The sequence below is a fragment of the Aeromonas sp. R2-4 genome (assembly GCF_040908365.1).
In the GTDB taxonomy this organism is placed as follows: Bacteria; Pseudomonadota; Gammaproteobacteria; order Enterobacterales; family Aeromonadaceae; genus Aeromonas; species Aeromonas veronii.
Genome location: NZ_JBFODO010000048.1, coordinates 1 through 15,505 on the forward strand (window position 1 = coordinate 1; position 15,505 = coordinate 15,505).

Annotated in this window: 15 protein-coding genes; 12 read left to right on the top strand and 3 right to left on the bottom strand. The window is 59.4% G+C overall.

Features of this window, described 5'->3' with window-relative positions; genetic code table 11:
* From AB5Z05_RS18120 to cysQ, 9 genes are all read left to right on the top strand, one after another.
* On the top strand, positions 1–917 hold a 917-nt coding region (locus tag AB5Z05_RS18120; RefSeq protein ID WP_368152570.1), incomplete at its 5' end, for a MucB/RseB C-terminal domain-containing protein.
* Positions 918–1,010: 93 nt separating this feature from the next.
* Positions 1,011–1,472, top strand: coding sequence for a SoxR reducing system RseC family protein (locus tag AB5Z05_RS18125; protein WP_139428717.1), 462 nt, complete (start codon positions 1,011–1,013; stop codon positions 1,470–1,472).
* 116 nt (positions 1,473–1,588) lie between these two features.
* A complete protein-coding gene (gene lepA, locus AB5Z05_RS18130) occupies positions 1,589–3,382 on the top strand; it encodes a translation elongation factor 4 (protein WP_005335396.1) in 1,794 nt (597 codons plus the stop codon).
* Between the two features lie 3 nt (positions 3,383–3,385).
* Positions 3,386–4,309, top strand: a complete 924-nt coding sequence (gene lepB / locus AB5Z05_RS18135; protein WP_005335395.1) for a signal peptidase I — start codon at positions 3,386–3,388, stop codon at positions 4,307–4,309.
* Positions 4,310–4,981: a ribonuclease III gene (rnc, locus tag AB5Z05_RS18140; RefSeq protein ID WP_058058543.1), complete on the top strand. Its 672-nt coding sequence runs from the start codon at positions 4,310–4,312 to the stop codon at positions 4,979–4,981. It abuts the gene before it with no gap.
* Positions 4,978–5,877 (top strand): GTPase Era, encoded by a 900-nt coding sequence (gene era, locus AB5Z05_RS18145; protein WP_005335393.1) that lies wholly within the window; start codon positions 4,978–4,980, stop codon positions 5,875–5,877. Before rnc ends, era begins: the two co-directional genes overlap by 4 nt.
* Positions 5,878–6,588 (top strand): DNA repair protein RecO, encoded by a 711-nt coding sequence (gene recO, locus AB5Z05_RS18150; protein ID WP_005335391.1) that lies wholly within the window; start codon positions 5,878–5,880, stop codon positions 6,586–6,588.
* 84 nt (positions 6,589–6,672) lie between these two features.
* Positions 6,673–7,410, top strand: coding sequence for a pyridoxine 5'-phosphate synthase (pdxJ, locus tag AB5Z05_RS18155; RefSeq protein WP_005335389.1), 738 nt, complete (start codon positions 6,673–6,675; stop codon positions 7,408–7,410).
* A 199-nt stretch (positions 7,411–7,609) separates the two neighbouring features.
* Positions 7,610–8,365: a 3'(2'),5'-bisphosphate nucleotidase CysQ gene (gene cysQ / locus AB5Z05_RS18160; protein WP_368152589.1), complete on the top strand. Its 756-nt coding sequence runs from the start codon at positions 7,610–7,612 to the stop codon at positions 8,363–8,365.
* Between the two features lie 87 nt (positions 8,366–8,452).
* On the opposite strand, the gene AB5Z05_RS18165 is transcribed toward cysQ, so the two are convergent.
* The 3 genes from AB5Z05_RS18165 to AB5Z05_RS18175 all read right to left on the bottom strand — a co-directional run bounded on the left by AB5Z05_RS18165 (position 8,453) and on the right by AB5Z05_RS18175 (position 10,951).
* On the bottom strand, positions 8,453–8,749 hold the full coding sequence (locus AB5Z05_RS18165) for a YciI family protein (protein WP_368152575.1): 297 nt from the start codon (positions 8,747–8,749) through the stop codon (positions 8,453–8,455).
* 24 nt (positions 8,750–8,773) lie between these two features.
* A complete protein-coding gene (locus AB5Z05_RS18170; RefSeq protein ID WP_368152576.1) occupies positions 8,774–9,337 on the bottom strand; it encodes a septation protein A in 564 nt (187 codons plus the stop codon).
* A gap of 90 nt (positions 9,338–9,427) precedes the next feature.
* The gene (locus AB5Z05_RS18175) at positions 9,428–10,951 is read right to left on the bottom strand and encodes an aminotransferase class V-fold PLP-dependent enzyme (RefSeq protein ID WP_368152579.1); all 1,524 of its coding nucleotides are present in this window, start codon (positions 10,949–10,951) and stop codon (positions 9,428–9,430) included.
* A gap of 175 nt (positions 10,952–11,126) precedes the next feature.
* On the opposite strand from AB5Z05_RS18175, the gene AB5Z05_RS18180 reads away from it, so the two are divergent.
* The 3 genes from AB5Z05_RS18180 to AB5Z05_RS18190 all read left to right on the top strand — a co-directional run.
* Positions 11,127–11,762, top strand: a complete 636-nt coding sequence (locus AB5Z05_RS18180; RefSeq protein WP_368152582.1) for a hemolysin III family protein — start codon at positions 11,127–11,129, stop codon at positions 11,760–11,762.
* Positions 11,763–11,889: 127 nt separating this feature from the next.
* Positions 11,890–13,551: a putative transporter gene (locus tag AB5Z05_RS18185; RefSeq protein WP_005335335.1), complete on the top strand. Its 1,662-nt coding sequence runs from the start codon at positions 11,890–11,892 to the stop codon at positions 13,549–13,551.
* A 231-nt stretch (positions 13,552–13,782) separates the two neighbouring features.
* Positions 13,783–15,505, top strand: a 1,723-nt coding sequence (locus AB5Z05_RS18190) for a retention module-containing protein (RefSeq protein WP_368152585.1), incomplete at its 3' end; no start/stop codon positions are given.

The window sequence follows — 15,505 nt, forward strand, 5'->3', positions numbered from 1 at the left end:
ACGATAAGTCGGCCGAGGCCTTGTTGCAGCAGATGCAGAGTGCCGTGCAGCAACAGAATTTCGAGTTGTCCATGGTCAAGGCCCGTCAGGGGCGTCTTGAACCGATCCGGATCAGCCATGCCGTCATCAACGGCAAGGAAGTGGCCCACCTCAGTTATCTTGACGGCAAGGCGATCGAGTATCTCCAGCGCCAGAACGAATACACCTTCTTTGAAAACAGCCACGATCCCTACACCCTGAAGGATGCCCGCTTCCCCGGCATCTGGTCGACCTTGGTGAAGATGCCGCTGGCACAGGTGCTGGAGAGCTATGATCCTGTGCTGGCCGGCCGCAGCCGGGTCGCCGGTGTGGTGGCTCAGGTGGTGAGGCTGGTGCCTAAAGAGGCCGATAAATATGGTTTCGTGCTCTGGATTGACGAGCAGAGCCACTTGCTGCTGCGGATCGACATGGTCGAGCGGGAAGGCAATCTGGTGGAGCAGGTACTTGGTGTCGAACTGGATCTGCAGAGCAAACCGGCCCCCTGGCTGGTGAAGCTGGCCAACAGCAAGCAGCCTCCGGCGCTGGCGCTGGAGGATGCCTATCCGGCGCCGCAACAGCAGTTGAACTGGCAGATCACCTGGTTGCCCGATGGCTTCAAGGTGCTGTCGCAAGACCGGCACCAGCTGGTGACCACCAGTATGCCGGTGGATTACATGATGCTCTCCGACGGGCTGGTGGATCTCTCGGTCTACGTCTCCCGGGTCGATCCCAAGCAGGCGGTGCGCCAGCAGCTGATCCGCCAGGGGGCGACCTCGCTGGTGAGCTATGTCAACGAGGTAGGGGTCGAGATCACCGTGGTCGGCGAGGTGCCTGCCGAAACCGCCAAGCGCATCGCCGAGTCGGTCCAGCCGCTGGCCCGCAACGAAGCGGTGCAGTAACGGGGGATGCGGGGTTCTTCCCCGCTTGCCGAGCGTGGTGAGTCGTGGTCAGATCCCCTGATTGTGTGAACCCGAGGTGTTGCCGTGAATGAGATGAGTGAAGAGCTGGCGACCGTGGTGGCCATTGAGGGTGCCCATGCCTGGGTGGAGTGCGAGCGTCGCTCCGCCTGCAGTGGTTGTCAGCAGCAATCCAACTGCGGTACCGGCACCGTGGCGAAGGCGTTTCCCCTGAAAGCTCCCCGCTTGCGGGTCAGGCTGACCGCCGAGGTGCGGGTTGGCCAGCAAGTGAGGCTCGGTATCCCGCAGGAGAGTCTGCTGCGCGGGGCTGCGCTGGTCTATGTGCTGCCGCTTTTCTGTCTGTTGGCCGGCGCCTTGCTGGGGCAGCTCTGGCTGGCGCCGCTGCTCTCGGGCGGGGAGGGAATTACCATTCTCTGCTGCCTGCTGGGGGGCGTGCTGGGCTTTTTACTGGTTCGTTACTTTTCCAACCGCCTGGATCAGGGGCGCTACGGCCCGCAGATGCTCGGCGTGGTAGTCCCTGTCCGCATCCTCCCCTGACCGAACAGGCGCTATTTCACTGGCGCTGGCGACTAAAGAATGGCCGTCAGCCGGGTTATCCAGTAAAATCGCGCCTCCATAACTGACCTTAACTAATTTTGAGTGACTCTTGCTCGATGAAACACATTCGTAACTTTTCGATTATTGCGCACATCGACCACGGTAAATCGACCCTGTCGGACCGTCTGATCCAGACTTGCGGTGGCTTGTCCGACCGCGAGATGCAGGCTCAGGTGCTTGACTCCATGGATCTGGAGCGCGAGCGCGGCATTACCATCAAAGCACAGAGTGTGACCCTGAACTACCAGGCACAAGACGGTAACACCTACCAGCTGAACTTTATCGACACCCCGGGCCACGTGGATTTCTCCTACGAGGTCTCCCGCTCTTTGGCGGCCTGTGAAGGGGCGCTGCTGGTGGTGGATGCCGGCCAGGGGGTTGAGGCACAGACTCTGGCCAACTGCTATACCGCCATGGAAATGGATCTGGAAGTGGTGCCGGTGCTGAACAAGATTGACCTGCCGGCCGCAGAACCCGAGCGGGTTGCCGAGGAGATCGAAGACATCGTCGGTATCGACGCAGTCGATGCGGTGCGCTGCTCTGCCAAGACCGGCCTGGGTGTTGACCTGGTGCTGGAAGAGATCGTCGCCAAGATCCCGGCGCCGGAAGGTGACCCGGATGCCCCGTTGCAGGCGCTGATCATCGACTCCTGGTTCGACTCCTATCTGGGCGTTGTCTCTTTGGTGCGGATCAAGAACGGTTCTTTGAAGAAGAACGACAAGATCAAGGTGATGAGCACCGGTCAGGTGTGGGGGGTCGATCGTATCGGTATCTTCACGCCCAAGCAGGTGGATACCCAGGGGCTGGGCTGTGGCGAGGTAGGTTGGGTTGTCTGCGGTATCAAGGATATCCACGGCGCGCCGGTGGGCGATACCCTGACTCAGGCCAAGAACGGTGCCGACAAGGCGCTGGCTGGCTTCAAGAAGGTGAAGCCGCAGGTTTATGCGGGTCTGTTCCCTATCTCCAGCGATGACTACGAGTCGTTCCGTGACGCCCTCGACAAGCTCTCCCTGAACGATGCCTCCCTGTTCTTCGAACCGGAGAGCTCCACTGCACTGGGCTTCGGCTTCCGTTGCGGCTTCCTCGGTATGCTGCACATGGAGATCATTCAGGAGCGTCTGGAGCGTGAATACGATCTGGATCTGATCACCACGGCGCCGACCGTAGTGTACGAGATCGAGCTGACCGACGGTTCCACCATCCACATCGACAGCCCGGCCCAGATGCCCGCCATCACCAGCATCAAGGAGATGCGCGAGCCGATCGCCGAGTGTCATATCCTGCTGCCGCAGGAGTACATGGGCAACGTGATCACCCTCTGTATCGAGAAGCGTGGCGTGCAGACCAACATGGTCTATCACGGCAAGCAGGTGGCGCTGACCTATGAAATCCCGATGGCGGAAGTGGTGCTCGACTTCTTCGATCGTCTGAAATCCACCAGTCGCGGTTACGCCTCGCTGGACTACGGCTTCAAGCGTTTCGAAACCTCCGACATGGTCCGTCTGGATATCATGATCAACGGTGAGCGCGTCGATGCCCTGGCCATCATCACCCACAAGGACAACGCCCAGTATCGCGGTCGTCAGGTGGTGGAGAAGATGCGTGAGCTGATCCCGCGCCAGATGTTCGATATCGCGATTCAGGCGGCCATCGGCAACCAGATCATCGCTCGCAGCACCGTCAAGGCTCTGCGTAAAGACGTAACCGCCAAGTGTTACGGTGGTGACGTGAGTCGTAAGAAGAAACTGCTGAACAAGCAGAAAGAAGGTAAGAAGCGGATGAAGTCCCTCGGCCGTGTCGACGTGCCGCAGGAAGCCTTCCTCGCGATTCTCCACGTCGGAAAGGATTAATAGATGGCAAGCACGTTTTCCCTGATCCTGGTGGTGGTCTGCGCGATCACCGGTGTTATCTGGTGTCTGGACAAGATGATTTGGTCCAAGCAGCGCGCCGCCAAGATTGCCGTGGCTCGTGCCCATGGCGGTGCCCACCTGGATGAGAAGACCCTGGCCAAGGTCGCCCCCGTACCGGTCTGGATTGAACAGACCGCCGGGGTCTTCCCGGTCATCACCTTTGTGCTGATCCTGCGTTCGTTCATTTTTGAACCGTTCCAGATCCCGTCAGGTTCCATGATGCCCACCCTGCTGGTGGGCGACTTCATCCTGGTGGAAAAATTTGCCTATGGTCTGCGGGACCCGGTGACCAACACCAAGTTCCTCGAGACTGGCGAGCCCAAGCGTGGCGACGTGGTGGTGTTCAAGTATCCCCTTGAACCGCGCGTTGACTACATCAAGCGGGTGGTCGGCATGCCGGGTGATCGGGTCATCTATCGCAACAAGGAGCTGATGATCCGGCCCAAGTGCGAAGAGCAGGAAGGGAAAACGTGCCCGGGCTTCAAGAAGCTCGACGTCAAGTTTGAACAAAGAGGCGAATTTACCCAGATGGGGATCCCCCTTGACCGCTATACCGAGCAGTTGGGTGATGTCTCCCACGAGACCCTGCGCAATCCACTGATGCCCGACATGGTTGGTCGTTACTATCGCCAGCCCGGCACCTACCCCGACGAGTGGGTGGTACCAGAAGGCCAGTATTTCGTGATGGGCGACAACCGCGACAACAGCACCGATAGCCGCTTCTGGGGCTTTGTGCCCGAGCAGAATCTGGTCGGCAAGGCGGTCGCTATCTGGATAAGTTTTGAATTCGAGCGCGAAGAAGGCTCCCTGCTGCCAAGTTGGGTACCGACAGGTGTGCGCTTCAACCGCATTGGCGGAATCAAGTAAATGAATATCAAGATGAACAGACTGCAGTCCCGTCTCGGGCATGTTTTTGCGGATCTGGAACTGCTGACCCGCGCGCTGACTCACCGCAGCGCCGGTTCCCGTCACAATGAGCGACTGGAATTTCTGGGTGACTCCATTTTGAGTCTGGTGATTGCCGATGATCTGTTCCACCGCTTCCCGCAAGCGGCGGAAGGGGATCTCAGCCGGATGCGCGCCACCTTGGTGCGCGAGAAGACCCTGGCCGAACTGGGCCGGGAGTTTGATCTCGGGGATCACCTGATCCTCGGCCCCGGCGAACTCAAGAGCGGCGGTTTTCGCCGCGAATCCATTCTGGCCGACACGGTCGAGGCGGTGATCGGTGCCGTCTATCTGGATACCAATCTTGAGACGGTGCGGACACTGCTGCTGAGCTGGTATGCCAGCCGCCTAGAAGAGATCAAGCCGGGCATCGAGCAGAAGGATCCCAAGACCCGTCTGCAAGAAATTTTGCAGGGAAGCCGCAAATCCTTACCGACCTACACTGTGACCAACGTCAAGGGCGAGGCACACAACCAGGAGTTCACTGTCCAGTGTGACGTGGAAGGTCTGGATGGCCCGATCAAAGGGGTCGGCACCAGCCGTCGCAAGGCCGAACAGGCCGCGGCGCAGCAAGCATTGGAAAAACTGTCATGACAGATACCACCTACTGCGGCTTTGTCGCCATCGTGGGCCGCCCGAATGTGGGCAAGTCCACCCTGCTCAACAAGCTGCTTGGCCAGAAGGTCAGCATCACCTCGAAGAAGCCCCAGACCACCCGTCACCGGATTTTGGGGATCGATACCGAGGATAACTACCAGACCATCTATGTGGATACCCCGGGTCTGCACATTGAAGAGAAACGGGCCATCAACCGTCTGATGAACCGTGCCGCCACCAGTTCGCTGGGGGATGTGGCCATGGTGGTGTTCATGGTGGACGGTACCCACTGGACCAAAGATGACGAGATGGTGCTGGGCAAGCTGCGCAATCTCAAGTGCCCGGTGGTGCTGGCGGTCAACAAGATCGACAACGTCAAAGAGAAAGAAGATCTGCTGCCCCACCTCGAGTGGCTGGGCCAACAGATGAACTTCGCCCATATTCTGCCCATCAGTGCCGAAAAGGGCACCAACGTGGAGAAGATCCGCGAGTGGGCCAAGGATCTGCTGCCGGAAAACGTCCACTTCTTCCCGGAAGATTACGTGACCGACCGCTCCTCCCGCTTTATGGCCTCCGAAATCATCCGCGAGAAGCTGATGCGCTTCACCGGTGAGGAGTTGCCCTACTCGGTGACGGTGGAGATCGAGCGCTTCAAGGTGGAAGAGAACGGTCTCTACCACATCCACGGCCTGATCCTGGTCGAGCGCGATGGCCAGAAGAAGATGGTCATCGGCAACAAGGGTGAGAAGATCAAGACCATCGGCACCGAGGCGCGCCTCGATATGGAGCGTCTGTTCCAGAACAAGGTGCACCTCGAGCTGTGGGTCAAGGTCAAGTCGGGCTGGGCTGATGATGAGCGCGCCCTGCGTAGCCTCGGGTATGGTGACGACTGATTGCTGACCCCGGCTTTCGTCATCCACAGTCGGCCCTATCGGGAGACCAGCCAGCTGGTCGAGGTCTTCACCCAGGATAGTGGCCGATTTACTCTGGTGGCTCGCGGTTCTCGCGGGCCACGCTCCCCTCTCAAGGGGCTGCTGCAACCCTTTACCCTGCTCACCATCGCCTGGCGCGGTAAGGGCGATCTCAAGAACCTCACCCAGGTCGAATGCCCGGATCACTCCCTGCGACTCGGGGGCGATCGCCTCTTCTACGGCCTCTATCTCAACGAGCTGGTCTACTACCTGCTGGAAGCGCACACCCCGTTCCCCGAAGTGTTCGATGCCTATGCCCGTGCCATCATGGCGCTGGCCGATGGCGAGACGCCGGAGCTGCCGCTGCGTCGCTTCGAGTTCCTGCTGTTGCAGGCGCTCGGTTATGCGGTGGATTTCGAATACACGGCGGACGACGAGTCGCCCATCGAGCCGACCCTGCTCTATGGCTTCGAGCGTGAATTGGGCTTTGTTGCTTGCGAGCGGGCGCCGGATCCCCGTACCCTGTTTCTCGGTGCCCACCTGCTCGCCTTTGCCGAGGGACGTTTCGATACCCCTCCCTTGCTGCAGGCGGCCAAACGTTTCAGCCGATTGGCACTGCAACCCTATCTGGGCAAGCGTCAGCTAAAGAGTCGGGAGCTGTTTTTAAAACGCAAAGCCAGTATGCAAGGCTGACACAGATTACAGACATACGGATATTGGCGCGGTGTGATTCGCTGACCGCGCAGTCAACAGATGAAGCCTTTCAAGGAGTTCTCAATGAGTGAAATCTATCTGGGTGTGAACATCGACCATATCGCCACCCTGCGCAACGCCCGTGGCACCCAGTATCCGGATCCGGTACAGGCCGCGTTCGTGGCCGAACAGGCAGGTGCCGATGGCATTACCGTGCATCTGCGTGAAGATCGCCGCCACATCACCGACCGCGATGTGGAGATCCTGCGCCAGACTATCCAGACCAGAATGAACCTGGAGATGGCAGTGACCGAAGAGATGATCGGCATCGCCTGCCGCATCAAGCCCCACTTCGTCTGTCTGGTGCCGGAGAAGCGCACCGAAGTGACCACCGAAGGCGGTCTGGACGTGGCCGGTCAGCTGGACAAGGTGACTGATGCCGTTGCCCGCCTCTCCGCTGTGGGGGCCCAGGTATCCCTCTTTATCGACGCCGATCCCATCCAGATCGATGCGGCTGCCGAGAGTGGCGCCCCCTTTATCGAGATCCACACTGGCCGTTACGCCGATGCCACCACAGATGCCGAGCGCAACGCCGAGTTCAAGCGTATCGCCGCCGGCGCCTCCTATGCCGCTGGCAAGGGGCTCAAGGTCAATGCCGGCCACGGCCTGCACTACCACAACGTCAAGGCCATCGCCGCCATCCCCGAGCTCTATGAGCTCAACATCGGCCACGCCATCATCGGCCGCGCCGCCTTCGATGGTCTGGCCAAAGCCGTGAGCGACATGCGCCTGCTGATGCAGGAAGCCCGTCAGGGGATCTGACCCATCAGACAGGCGGCCTGATACAGGCTGCCAAAAATAACAAGGGACGCCACGGCGTCCTTTGTTATTTCAGGCCCTGTTCAAGCGAGGGCGGCACCCGCGCAGTAATAACCCAGCACAATCGGCTATAAGCAGTTGATGTCAAAAGGGTTACACTGGTTGACCCTGTGAGCTGGACGAGATTGTTATGGATCATCCCTTGTACCACCCCGATATCACCGAACTTGAACCTGTCGCCCGCGCGGCGGGGGCGGCCATCATGGCCATCTACAGCCAGCCCTTCGCGGTGGAGTACAAGAGCGACGAGAGCCCGCTTACCGCGGCCGACAAGGGGGCTCATGAGGTGATAGTGCAGGGGTTGGCACAACTGACTCCGGATATTCCCGTATTGTCCGAGGAGTCTGGGTCCGAGGTGATGGCGGCGCGCCACGGCTGGTCCCGCTACTGGCTGGTGGATCCCCTCGACGGCACCAAGGAGTTTGTCTCCCGCAACGGCGAGTTCACCGTCAATATCGCACTGATTGAAGGGGGGGCGCCGCGCTGGGGGCTGGTCTATGCCCCTGTGCTGGACAAGCTCTGGTATGGCGGAAAGGGGCTCGGTGCCTGGCGCATCGCCGATGGCAAGCGCGAGCCTATCCAGACCCGGCCTCATCGTGAAGGCGAGGCGTGGCGAGTGGTGGGCAGTCGCAACCACCTGTCGCAGGAGACCCTCGACTTTTTGGCTCCTTTTGGTGAGATCGAGCTGGTCTCCATGGGCAGCTCCCTCAAGTTCTGCATCATTGCCGAGGGGGGCGCCGAGCTCTATCCGCGCCTTGCTCCTACCTGCGAGTGGGACACCGGTGCGGCGCAGGCTGTGCTGGAGGGGGCGGGTGGCAGCGTCACCCAGCTCGATGGCTCACCCCTTGCCTACAACAAGCCCGACATCCTTAACCCCTGGTTTGTCGCCAAGGCATAAACGAGATATCGGGATGCAAAAAGGCCGGACTGGAATGAACTTCCAGTCCGGCCTTTTTTATTTCGCTATGCGCTATGCGCTTTGCGGTCAGAAGACCTTTTTGAACGGCTTGATGGTCACTTTGGCATAGACACCGGCGGCCACATAAGGGTCGGCATCGGCCCAGGCTTTGGCGTCCGCCTGCGAGGCAAACTCGGCGATGACGGTGCTGCCGGTAAAACCTGCATCTGCCGGATCCTCTGCATCGATGGTAGGATTAGGACCGGCGGTCAGCAGGCGACCTTCATCCTGCAGGGCTTGCAGCCGAGCCAGATGGGCAGGGCGAACTTGCTTGCGCAGTGGCAGGCTATCGGGGACATCTTCGGAGTAGATGAGATACCACATGAGACAATCCTTTTCTGATGAGGGTTACTTTTTGGGTTCGTCTTTTTGCTGGGACAACTGCTCGGCAGGGATGTGGCGGTAGAGATAGACGCCGCTCAGCAGGGTAAAGACCAGCGTCATCCCAAGCAGACCGAACACCTTGAAGTTGACCCACATCTCTTGCGGGAGGTTGAACGCCACGTAGAGGTTGAGCAGGCCACAGACGGTAAAGAAGCCGACCCAGCCGAGATTGACCTTGTCCCAGACTGCATCGGGCGCTTGCAGCTCCTTGGCCAGCATCTGTTTGATCAGGTTCTTGCCAAAGCCGTAGCGGCTGATGAGCAGACCCAGTGCGAACAGTACGTTGATGACAGTCACTTTCCACTTGATGAAGGCGTCATCGTGGAAGAAAACCGTGAGGCCGCCAAAGAAGCCAACCAGCAGGAAGGTAAAGAGCTGCATCTTCTCGACTTTGCGATAGCGGATCCAGCTATAGGCGAGCTGCAGACCGGTGACCACTACCAGTGCGCCGGTAGCCATGTAGATGTCGTAGAACTTGTAGACCGCGAAGAAAACGATAAGTGGAATAAATTCAATAAATTGCTTCATTGTTGGCGCCTAGTCCTCAAAAATGGCCTGCAAATTTCGCCCAGTCTACCTGTACAGCAGACAACGGCAAATGAATAAGACCGCTCATTTTTACGCCGGTTCCGCGCTGTCGCCAAACAGTTGGCGAGCAATGGTGAGCCCCAGTCGCTGCTGATCGGCCAGCAGGTCGCGGATATGGCGCTCTTCAATCAGTGGATTGAGCAGCACGGCGCGCAGCAGGGTGAGCGGCTGGGCGCCGTAGCGCACTACGGCGCGCTGGGTGCGGGAGACAAAGCTGTGCCCCTCGGCGCGCTGGGCTTTTTGTAGCGCCACGTTGAAGGCGTTGATCTGCTCGTTGGCCGCTTCGTCCAGCACCTTGCCCTGCAGATGGGGCGGGATGCAGCGGTAGGAGAGCAGGTTCATCACCGGTGCCGACATCAGCTCGAAGGCGGGGTCACTTTCGATGAGATCTGCCATCAGCCGGGCGCGGTCGTAGTTGGCTTCGATAAGCTCGGCGTAGCCTTGCTGGCCGAAGAGTTGGAAAGCGGCATCCAGATAGAGGGCATTGGCCGGGCGGGTGCCCTCCAGGGTAAAGCGACCCTGATCGAACGAGGTGGCGCGAATGGCATAGGGCGCCTCTCGCTTGACTGCCATCATCAGGTCGGGCTGGCGGCAGAGCAGCATGCCGGTACCAAGCGGCACCAGCAGCTGTTTGTGGCCATCGAGGGTGACGGTGTCGGCCTGCTCTATTCCGGCAAGCAGACCTTGATAGCGGGGAGAGAAGAGGGTCGGGCCGCCCCAGGCGGCATCCACGTGGAAGTGGATCTGCTCGCGCTCGGCGATGGCGGCCAGCTCCGGCAGGGGGTCGATTGAGCCAAAGTCGGTACTGCCTGCCACGCCGACCAGCGCCAGTACTTTCAATTTCTGCTCTCTGCACTGGAGCAGCGCCTGCTCCAGCGCAGCCAGACTGAGCCGGTTCTGCTCGTCGGTCTCAAGGCGCCAGACGCTGCGGGCGCCCAGTCCCAGCAGATCCATTCCCTTGTCGAAGGAGTAGTGCATCAGGCGTGAACCGAGAATGACGGCGCCCCGATAGCCCTGCTCATAGAGGGCGAACAGGTTGTCGCCACAGGCGCGGTTGCGGGCCAGCCACAGTGCCGTGACGTTGGCGATGGTGCCGCCGCTGGTCATGACGCCGAGGGCGGCATCCTTGGCATGCATCTGCTCGCCGTAGAAGGCATCGTCCCGGCCATAGATGAGGCGGTGCAGCTTGGCCAGCACCTCTCGCTCCAGAAAGCTGAGCAGGCGGGAGGACTCCATCTTCATCGGATTCTGGTTGAGCATCACCAGCAGGCGCGACAGCTCGGCGGTATAGGCTGGCAGTGGCGCCGTCATATGGCCCATGTAGCGTGGCGAGGTGAGGTGCGAGGCACCGGGCACCAGAGTAGCCAGCCGCGCCAGATACTCCTCAATAGATTGGCCGACTGCAGGCATGCGGGATTGATCGAGCTGGTGGGTGAACAGGTCGCGCTGATAGGGGGCCTGACTGTCGTCGGAGTGGTGGAAGCTCTCCAGCAAGGTGTTCATCGCCTCGCCAAAGGCGGGATCCGCTTGTGCAAACAACTCAGTCAACTTCATCAGGTTCTCCAGACCAGGTCACCGGGGTAGGCGTCTATGCCGCTTGTCTCGGGCATCGGCGGCAGAGCATACACCAAAGGGGGGCGGGTGACAGCCACCCCATTTTTTAAGCGAACACTTGTACTCCGAAATGGTGCTGGGTAGAGTGAGCCACAGTTATTGTGGAGTCGATGTTATGAGTGGTGTGATGGATTACTCCCCCCGGGAGGAGCTGGCAAACCGGCTGAGTCACGGTGCGGGATTGTTGCTGGGGATTGTCGGGCTGGTGTTGTTGCTCATCAAAGGATGGGGGCAGGGTACGCAGGCGCTGGTGAGTTACAGCCTTTATGGCGGCAGTCTGGTGCTGCTCTATCTCGCCTCGACCCTCTATCACAGCATGGCGGAAGGGCGAGCCAGACGCTGGTGCAAGGTGTTTGATCACTGTGCCATCTATCTGCTGATCGCCGGCACCTATACCCCCTTCCTGCTGGTGGCGCTCGCCACGCCGCTGGCGAAGGGCTTGATGGTGGTGATCTGGGCCCTGGCGCTGGCTGGTGTGGTGTTCAAGCTGGTGTTTATCAATCGCTTCAAGAAGTTGTCGCTCTTTACCTACCTGATGCAGGGCTGGCTGTCGCTGGTGGTCATCTATCAGCTCTACATCCATCTGGCCGGTGAGGGGTTGCTGCTGCTCGGGCTTGGCGGCCTTATCTACAGTCTCGGGGTCATTTTTTATGTGGCCAAGCAGATCCCCTATAACCACGCCATTTGGCATCTCTTTGTGCTGGGTGGCAGCGTTTGTCACTTTATGGCCATTTACGGCTACGTCGCCTAACGTCTTGCAACTAGCCCTTAATTGGTATTTTTAGCGCGTAAAAGGATAAATTCGTGCGGTATCACACAGTTGGCATCAGCGTTTGCTGACAAGCTAGGGCCAGTTCAATTCGCAAAGGATGCACGAAATGAGTGAAATCGCGCTTTCCATCAGCATGCTGTCGCTGGTGGCAGTGCTAGGACTCTGGCTGGGAAACTGGCGAGTCTATGGCGTTGGCTTGGGAATAGGGGGGGTGCTGTTCGGCGGCATCATAGTGGGTCACTTTGCAGGCGCCTCCGATCTCGCGCTGGATGCACAAACGCTTCACTTTATTCAAGAATTTGGCCTGATCCTGTTTGTCTATACCATCGGCATCCAGGTTGGGCCGGGTTTCTTCTCGTCATTGCGCAGTTCGGGTCTCAAACTCAACGCCTTTGCCGCTTTGCTGGTCATCCTTGGCTGCGTGGTGGCCGCTGGCTTGCATCAATTTTTCGATGTGCCGTTGCCGGTCATTCTGGGGGTCTTCTCCGGTGCCGTCACCAATACGCCATCCCTCGGTGCGGGCCAGCAGATCCTCGCCGAGCTGGGCGCCGCGCCCGGTTCGACTGGCCTGATGGGGATGGGATATGCGGTTGCCTATCCGTTTGGCATCTGTGGCATTTTGCTCACCATGTGGCTGGTCAGGGTCTTCTTTCGCATCAAGATCGACGATGAAGCCGCCCAGTTCGAGCTGCAAACCGGTAAAACCAAAGAGAGCTTGCAGACCATCAACATCGCGGTGCGCAACCCCAATATGCACGGCCTGATGCTGAGCGAGATCCCGAGTCTCGACGAGTCTGATGTCATCTGTTCACGGCTCAAGCGTGGCGACGAGCTGATGGTGCCACGGCCGGAATCCCGTATCGAACTGGGTGACTTGCTGCATCTGGTCGGTGAGCGTCACGCGCTGCACAAGGTGTTACTGGTGTTGGGGGAGGAGGTGGAGACCTCGCTCTCGACTCGTGGTACCGACCTGCGCGTCGAGCGGGTGGTGGTGACCAACGAGCAGGTTCTTGGCAAGAAGATCCGCGATCTGGATATCAAACAACGCTATGACGTGGTGATCTCGCGCCTCAACCGAGCTGGTATCGAACTGGTGCCGACCAGCCAGACCAGCCTGCAGTTTGGCGATATTCTCAACCTGGTGGGGCGTCTCGACGCCATCGAGGCCGTGACCAATGTGGTCGGCAACGTGCAGCAAAAGCTGCAGCAGGTGCAGATGTTGCCGGTATTTATCGGGATCGGCCTTGGCGTATTGCTCGGCTCCATCCCCTTCTACCTGCCCGGTTTCCCGGCCGCGCTCAAATTGGGTCTGGCGGGTGGGCCGCTGGTAGTGGCGCTGATCCTGTCGCGGATCGGCAGCATCGGCAAGCTTTACTGGTTTATGCCCCCCAGTGCCAACCTGGCGCTGCGGGAGATCGGGATTGTGCTGTTTCTGGCGGTGGTCGGATTCAAGTCCGGTGCCGGTTTCGTCGATACCCTGATCAACGGTGATGGCCCAGCCTGGATGCTCTACGGCATGGCGATAACCCTGATCCCGCTGCTGGTGGTCGGTGTGCTGGCGCGCCTCTACGGCAAGATGAACTACCTCACCCTATGCGGTTTACTGGCCGGCTCCATGACAGATCCTCCCGCGCTGGCCTTTGCCAACGCAATGCACCCGACCAGTGGCGCCAGTGCGCTCTCATATGCCACTGTCTACCCGCTGGTGATGTTCCTGCGGATCATCTCGCCACAGTTGCTGGCTATCATCCTCTGGGCGGGAGCCTAGGGTTAATCCTGACGGGAGCATGCTTTGTCATGCTCCCGTCATCATTCTGTAATTTATTGATAATTTTGGTTTTTGCTATTCTCGTAACCTCGCTTTATACACTTCTGTCTGGCTGAACAGTTCAGCCTCAAATCGGTCTATCCTTTCGAATTTTCGAGCTGGTTATTTTTCCCCTCAGTCTGCAAAGTAGGCTGTGGCTTATTGCATTCAAATCAGGATTCAGGAGAGAACATGATCACCAATGCCGTTACCTTGGAACAGGGCGTAACCGTAACCCAACTCAAAGGACAAATTTATCTGGTTGCCGCAGATGGCAGCCGGAAGCTGTTGGCTGAAGGTGATGTGCTGCCGAAAGGGGCGGTGATCATGTCGCCGGATGGCGCCAGTTTCATGGGCGGCGGACAGTCGTTCAATGTGCAACCAGCCAGCGAGCAGAGTGAGCCTGCCGAAGAGGGGGATGCTCCCCAGCTGGCGCAAAACGGCGCTGCAGGTACTCCTGATGATATCAATGCCTTGCAACAGGCGATCTTGGGTGGGGCTGACCCGACTCAGGCCTTTGAAGCCTCTGCAGCCGGCGGTGCACCTGCCGCCGGCGGTGGCGGTATTGGGGGCGTCGCCGGTGCCAGTGGCAACGGCGGTTTTGTCACCATCGACCGTACCGGTTCCGCAACCATTGCTGAAGCCACCTTCGATACCACCTACAACGCCAATGGTGAGCTACCGCTTGGTGCTGCTGGCGAAGATGAGGTATTTGACCTGACTCCGCCCACCATCTCCGTCGTTGCGCCAGATAACACCAATGACACCACTCCGACCCTGACCGGAACCACGGATGCTCCTGCTGGCAGCACTGTGACCTTGCTGGTCACCGACGCAAACGGTAATCAACAAACCCTGACCGCGATCGTCACACCCACTGGCACCTTCACTGTGGATGTGGTTACCCCCTTGGCTGAAGGCTCTTATACCGTCACTGCCACAGTGACCGATCCGGCGGGGAATACAGGTAGTGCTACTGATTCAGGGAGTGTGGATGTAACCGCTCCAGTGATCACCGTCGATGCGCCGGACAACAGCAACGACACCACCCCGACCATTACCGGTACGACGGATGCCCCGGCGGGCAGCACTGTTACCTTGGTCGTGACCGATGCCAATGGCACTCAACAAACCCTGACTGCCACCGTGCAACCGGGTGGTGGTTACAGCGTGGATGTCACCACCCCGTTGGCGGAAGGCAGCTATCAGGTGACGGCCAGCGTCACCGACCCGGCCGGCAACACCGGCACCGCGACCGACGATGGCAGCGTGAATATTGATGAGTCGGTCGATGCAGTCAATGACGAGTACGAGGTCAACGAAGATGGCTCGGTGAGCCTGAACCTGCTGGCCAACGACAAGGCGCCGGATGGCGGGCTAGCAATTCAGTCCATCAACGGCGTCGAGCTGACCGGACTGGCGCAGACCATAGCGGTACAGGGTGGCAATGTCGTGATTGCGGCGGATGGCAGCATCAGCTTTGTGCCGGGCAAGGACTTCAACGGTGAGATCAGCTTTAACTATGTGGCCGAAGACGTTGACGGCGATACCGACAGTGCCAAAGTCAACATCACCGTCAAGCCGGTGGACGACGCGACGGTTGTGGCGCCGGACAGCAACACGGTGACCGAAGACACCCCGCTGGTGGTGGGCAAGGCTGGTGGTCTGCTGGCGAACGACAGTGACGTGGACAACACGCTGACGGTGAGCAAGATCACCGTGAACGGTACCGACTACACCGTGGGTGCCAACGGTGCGACCGTGGAGCTGGCGGGCAAGGGCACCCTGGTGGTGAACAGTGATGGCAGCTACAGCTTCACGCCGGTGAAAGACTTCGCCGGAGCCCTGCCGGTGGTGGGTTACACCACCAACACCGGCGCGAGCTCGACACTGACGCTGACCATGACGCCGGTGG